The 3,135-nt window shown below is 61.4% G+C and carries 1 protein-coding gene; it reads left to right on the forward strand.

Annotation, left to right across the window (positions count from 1 at the left end; genetic code table 11):
* The coding region (locus WF331_RS29010; protein WP_340623557.1) for an immunoglobulin-like domain-containing protein at positions 1 to 3,135 on the forward strand (3,135 nt) is incomplete at both ends.

Consider the following 3,135-nt stretch of genomic DNA (forward strand, 5'->3'; position numbering starts at 1 on the left):
CCAACCGCTGGACCACGATCTGGTCGTGACCCTGAGCAACAACGTGCAGGTCACCATCAAGGCCGGCGACACCAGCGCGCCGTACGAGCACGCGGCACAAGGCGACGACGTCTACAACGACGCCGGTGAGATCAGCGTTGGCATCAAGTCCGCTGTGGACGTTGATGGTCGTACCTTCGAAAACCTGGAGCTCGGCGGCGCTGCGAAAGTGGATGTCACCGACACCACCGACGAAGTCGTGGCGAAGCTGACCGCGACCCCTTCGGTGACCGAAGGCGGCGAGATCACCTACACCATCACCCTGACCAACAAAGACGGCCTGCCGATCAATAACCACGGCGCCCTGACCTTCACGCTGAGCGACGGTAAAACCGTCATCACCGTGCCGGCCAACGGCACTACCGGCTCGATCACCGTGACTGCCCCGGACAACGTCTACGTCGGCACCAATCCAGCGGTGGTCAACTCGATTGCGACCGTTGCGGGCGCTGATGTTGGCAAGTTCGAGCAGCTGACTCTGGACAAAACTCCGGTCAGCACCACTGTTACCGACGAGCCAGGTACTCCGGGCAACCCAGGCGGCAACAACGAAGGCGACCTGGTCAAGGTCACCATCACGGCTGATCAGACCTCGGTGGCGGAAAACGTCAAACCGACCTTCACCGTGCACATCAACCAGCCGCTGGACCACGACCTGGTCGTGACCCTGAGCAACAACGCTCAGGTCACCATCAAAGCCGGTGATACCAGCGCGCCGTACGAGCACGCGGCACAAGGCGATGACGTCTACAACGACGCCGGTGAAATCAGCGTTGGCATCAAATCGGCTGTGGACGCCACCGGTGCGACTTTCGAAAACCTGGAGCTCGGCGGCGCTGCGAAAGTGGATGTCACCGACACCACCGACGAAGTCGTGGCGAAGCTGACCGCCACCCCTTCGGTCACCGAAGGCGGCGAGATCACCTACACCATCACCCTGACCAACAAAGACGGTCTGCCGATCAATAACCACGGCGCCCTGACCTTCACGCTGAGCGACGGTAAAACCGTCATCACCGTGCCGGCCAACGGCACTACCGGCTCGATCACCGTGACTGCCCCGGACAACGTCTACGTCGGCACCAATCCAGCGGTGGTCAACTCGATTGCGACCGTTGCGGGCGCTGATGTTGGCAAGTTCGAGCAGCTGACTCTGGACAAAACTCCGGTCAGCACCACTGTTACCGACGAGCCAGGTACTCCGGGCAACCCAGGCGGCAACAACGAAGGCGACCTAGTCAAGGTCACCATCACGGCTGACCAGACTTCGGTCGCCGAGAACGTCAAACCGACCTTCACCGTGCATATCAACCAGCCGCTGGACCACGACCTGGTCGTGACTCTGAGCAACAATGCCCAGGTCACCATCAAGGCCGGTGACACCAGCGCGCCGTACACCCACGATGCGCAGGGCGACGACGTCTACAACGACGCCGGTGAGATCAGCGTTGGCATCAAGTCCGCTGTGGACGTTGATGGTCGTACCTTCGAAAACCTGGAGCTCGGCGGCGCTGCGAAAGTGGATGTCACCGACACCACCGACGAAGTCGTGGCGAAGCTGACCGCGACCCCTTCGGTGACCGAAGGCGGCGAGATCACCTACACCATCACCCTGACCAACAAAGACGGCCTGCCGATCAATAACCACGGCGCCCTGACCTTCACGCTGAGCGACGGCAAGACCGTCATCACCGTGCCGGCCAACGGCACCAGCGGTTCGGTCACCGTGACTGCCCCGGACAACGTCTACGTCGGCAGCAACCCAGCGGTGGTCAACTCGATTGCGACCGTTGCTGGCGCTGATGTTGGCAAGTTCGAGCAACTGACCCTGGACAAAACCCCGGTCAGCACCACCGTTACTGACGAGCCAGGTACTCCGGGCAACCCAGGCGGCAACAACGAAGGCGACCTGGTCAAGGTCACCATCACGGCTGATCAGACTTCGGTGGCCGAGAACGTCAAACCGACGTTCACCGTGCACATCAACCAGCCGCTGGACCACGACCTGGTCGTGACCCTGAGCAACAATGCCCAGGTCACCATCAAAGCCGGTGACACCAGCGCGCCGTATACCCACGATGCGCAGGGCGACGACGTCTACAACGACGCCGGTGAAATCAGCCTGGGTATCAAGTCGGCAGCCGATATCGACGGCCGTACGTTTGAGAACCTGGAGCTCGGCGGCGCTGCGAAAGTGGATGTCACCGACACCACCGACGAAGTCGTGGCGAAGCTGACCGCGACCCCTTCGGTCACCGAAGGCGGCGAGATCACCTACACCATCACCCTGACCAACAAAGACGGTCTGCCGATCAATAACCACGGCGCCCTGACCTTCACGCTGAGCGACGGCAAGACCGTCATCACCGTGCCGGCCAACGGCACCAGCGGTTCGGTCAGCGTGACTGCTCCGGACAACGTCTACGTTGGCAGCAACCCAGCGGTGGTCAACTCGATTGCGACCGTTGCGGGCGCTGATGTTGGCAAGTTCGAGCAGCTGACTCTGGACAAAACCCCGGTCAGCACCACTGTTACTGACGAGCCAGGTACTCCGGGCAACCCAGGCGGCAACAACGAAGGCGACCTGGTCAAGGTCACCATCACGGCTGATCAGACTTCGGTGGCCGAGAACGTCAAACCGACGTTCACCGTGCACATCAACCAGCCGCTGGACCACGACCTGGTCGTGACCCTGAGCAACAATGCCCAGGTCACCATCAAAGCCGGTGACACCAGCGCGCCGTATACCCACGATGCGCAGGGCGACGACGTCTACAACGACGCCGGTGAAATCAGCCTGGGTATCAAGTCGGCAGCCGATATCGACGGCCGTACGTTTGAGAACCTGGAGCTCGGCGGCGCTGCGAAAGTGGATGTCACCGACACCACCGACGAAGTCGTGGCGAAGCTGACCGCCACCCCTTCGGTCACCGAAGGCGGCGAGATCACCTACACCATCACCCTGACCAACAAAGACGGTCTGCCGATCAATAACCACGGCGCCCTGACCTTCACGCTGAGCGACGGTAAAACCGTCATCACCGTACCGGCCAATGGCACCAGCGGTTCGATCACCGTGACTGCTCCGGACAACGT

Origin of the sequence: Pseudomonas sp. YNh (assembly GCF_037993085.1) — a bacterium.
Classification (GTDB): Bacteria; Pseudomonadota; Gammaproteobacteria; order Pseudomonadales; family Pseudomonadaceae; genus Aquipseudomonas; species Aquipseudomonas putida.